Source organism: Sodalis-like endosymbiont of Proechinophthirus fluctus (assembly GCF_001602625.1).
Classification (GTDB): Bacteria; Pseudomonadota; Gammaproteobacteria; order Enterobacterales; family Enterobacteriaceae.
On sequence record NZ_LECR01000088.1, the window covers coordinates 6,305 to 9,171 of the forward strand.

At 50.8% G+C, this 2,867-nt stretch carries 4 protein-coding genes and 1 pseudogene; 1 reads left to right on the forward strand and 4 read right to left on the reverse strand.

The window, feature by feature from the left end:
* Nucleotides 1-331: polyprenyl synthetase family protein (locus BG74_RS18245; protein WP_439895727.1), on the reverse strand; the 331-nt coding region annotated here is incomplete at its 3' end.
* On the reverse strand, nt 328-576 hold the full coding sequence (gene xseB, locus BG74_RS08585; protein WP_066597848.1) for an exodeoxyribonuclease VII small subunit: 249 nt from the start codon (nt 574-576) through the stop codon (nt 328-330). The genes BG74_RS18245 and xseB, both read right to left, overlap by 4 nt.
* Nucleotides 577-842: 266 nt before the next feature.
* Here xseB and thiI point away from each other — a divergent pair.
* Nucleotides 843-2,304: pseudogene (gene thiI, locus BG74_RS08590) on the forward strand (tRNA uracil 4-sulfurtransferase ThiI).
* Nucleotides 2,305-2,389: 85 nt separating this feature from the next.
* On the opposite strand, the gene BG74_RS14320 reads toward thiI, so the two are convergent.
* Nucleotides 2,390-2,527: a hypothetical protein gene (locus tag BG74_RS14320; protein ID WP_187202830.1), complete on the reverse strand. Its 138-nt coding sequence runs from the start codon at nt 2,525-2,527 to the stop codon at nt 2,390-2,392.
* Nucleotides 2,528-2,620: 93 nt separating this feature from the next.
* Nucleotides 2,621-2,867 (reverse strand): DJ-1/PfpI family protein (locus BG74_RS08595; RefSeq protein WP_187202831.1); only part of this gene is annotated, 247 nt, incomplete at its 5' end.

A 2,867-nucleotide genomic window follows, 5' to 3' on the forward strand; every position in this document is an offset into this window, starting at 1 on the left:
CGGTTGTTTCACCGAATTTGACGTGGCAAGTCGGCAATCCGCGGCGCAGCACGTCATTATCCATTGCCGGCAAATCGTCATGAATCAGCGAATAGGCATGGATACACTCAATCGCGCTCGCTGGCGCGTCAAGGCTTGCGGGCGCAAGTCCGAACAGGCGACCGGTCTGATAAACTAAAAAGGGCCTCAGCCTTTTCCCCCCTAATAGAGCGCCGTGGCGCATAGCCTGGACAAGCGGCGCTTGCTGGTTTGTGAGGGTGTGGAAATAATTTTCTAACGCCGCATCCACATGCTGGCAGCTATCCTTTAACACGCTCACGAAATTAGTCATATCGCATCATTTTCCGGCGAAAAAGGAGTAAGCTGTGCGTCTGCCGTGCCATTTAACAAGATTTGCACCCGCTGTTCCGCCTGTTGCAGCGTTTTCTGACCCTGACGTGCCAGCTGCACGCCCTGCTCGAATTCGTTAAACGCTTGCTCCAGAGGCAATTTCCCGGATTCGAGGCGGTTGATTATCTGCTCCAGTTCTTTCAGGGCAGTTTCAAAACTGGCGGGTTGTTCAGCTTTTTTTAGCATGGTTTGTATCCTATCTGGTTAATAACGAAGGCTCAGGTGGGGCGGCGGGCCCACGTTAGCTCAGAGTGCGGTGATAAGCAAATTGCGCCTTAATCCCGTGGTATAAATAAAAAGTGGTATACTCTGCGCCGCAAGGCCGAGAGGCCGACGCCAGGACTAACATGGCCAGTGCCTCATTATATAACGTGGTATAATATGTTGATATATAACGTGGTATAATGTGTTGATACGCTTGACTTTTTAATGATCAAATAACGACTATAGCCATGAAGTTTATCATTAAACTGTTTCCGGAAATCACAATAAAAAGTCAATCTGTGCAGTCGCACTTTATTAAAGTTCTCGCCAGCAATACCTGTAATATTCTCAAAGAATGCTATGAGTCAGTGGTGGTGACGCCATTGGGATTATTATTGAGATCCGAACCGTTAATGAACACTATCGTCCTTAGATGGTCGATGCCTTGACCCGCATTCCTGGGATCCATCATATTCTGGCGGTGGAGGAGTATCCCTGGCAGGATATGCACGATAGTTACCTGCAAACGCAGGGGATGTATCGCGATCGCCTGGTGGGCAAAAGATTTTACGCGCGGGTGAAATGCCGTGGTACGCACGATTTCACGTCCAAGGACGTCGAGCGCTACGTCGGTGGCGTTTTGAACCAGAATGTGGATAACAACTTGCGTTAAGCTGACCCACCCGGATGAAAGGGTACTGCTGGAAATCGATAACGATCGGCTACTGCTGATAGCCGAGCGCCTCGAAGGCCTTGGTAGTTTTCCTATAGGTAACCCAGAAGGATATTCTGTTGCTGATTTCCAGCGGCATCGATTTCGGCGTCTCCGGCTAAATGCTGATGCGCCATGGCTGTAGGGTAACTTATTGCTTTTTCAATCTTGGTAGCGCAGCGCATGAAATCGGCGTCCGTTAGTTGGCGTATCATCTGTGGCGCCGTTATGGTCTGTCGCATAAAAAGTCCGCTTTGTGTCTCTCGATTTCGCGCCCGGTGGTGCATGAAATTCTGGCAAAGATGGACGATGGCCATATGGGCGTGGTGCTAAAACGCATGATGATACGTGCGTCGTCGGCTATGGCTGAGCGCTACAGGATTCAGGCGCTGGTAACCGGCGAGATGCTGGGTCAGGTTTCCAGCCAGACATTAACCAATTTGTGTTTGATCAATAACGCTTTTGATACACTTATCCTCCGTCCGCTAATTTCCCATAATAAAGAATATATCATCACACTAGCGCAGCGCGCCAGATAAGTACGGAAGAATTCGCTAAAACTATGCCGGAATATTGCAGGGTTATTTCCAAAAAGCTAGACCGTGAGGGCGGTGAAAAGTTGCATCTAGCAGGAATAGGGGCAATTCGATTTCGCCGTGCTGGACGTAGTGGCGGTGCAGGCGCAGATGCTGGATATCCGCGAGATCGCCGCCGAGGAGGCTGCCGCGCCTATCACCGAAGTGGAAATAACTGCCGGATTAGGTAGTGGCGATTTCGTGCTGGATATCCGCTCGCAGGATGAACAGGAAGGCCGCCCGCTGACGCTGGACAATGTGGTGGTAAATACGTTTATATTCTATAAATTATGTAATAAATTTTAAGATATGTATCTCAGTAAATCTTACTTAATTTACTGAGATCGCAGAGTGATGAGCCGCTTGCAGACGCTCTATTTGCGTGAGCAGGGTTTTCTTAATGTCAAGGTTTACCGCCCGTAAATCCTTGTGGGCGAGGTACGCAGAACTTGCCCGCCCTCTTCGCTCGCTACGAGGATCCGTGCCTACTCCCCAACCTGACCCATTGCTAATCCTGATAGCTCTCAATAACCTGGAACAGCAACAGCAACAGCAACAGCAACAGCAACAGCAACAGCTTCGCGGCTACCTCGATCTCGCGCGGACGTCTGCCAAGCAACTCGATGATTTTGAGCGCAAAATCCATAGGCATCCCCGGCCATCTTGGTTGGTGAGGAGCCGATAATACGCATCATAGACCGCCCGCTGTTCCACTCAGCGATCGGCGGTTATGTGGTCTTTACGCACTGGAAAACCAGTCATTTTCGCCCAGCTGAACAGCTGATGGTGCTGCAACGCCAAATGCCGGCGCGGCGCAGATCTCTGCCACCAATTCTTCGTCGAGATCTCCGTCGAGATGCGTGCGCTGCACGCACTCCACCAGCAACGGACTGTGCTGGAAGTACTCGGAGCCCTGCATGCCACTGGGCAATACCATGACGTCATAGGGCTCATCCGCCAGCAGCGTGTCGGCTAGCAGACGTACG

Excerpts from the sequence above, each read along its gene's own strand:
- xseB (WP_066597848.1), bottom strand. The coding sequence starts at position 576 with ATGCTAAAAAAAGCTGAACAACCCGCCAGTTTTGAAACTGCCCTGAAA.
- BG74_RS14320 (WP_187202830.1), bottom strand. The coding sequence starts at position 2,527 with ATGGATTTTGCGCTCAAAATCATCGAGTTGCTTGGCAGACGTCCGCGC.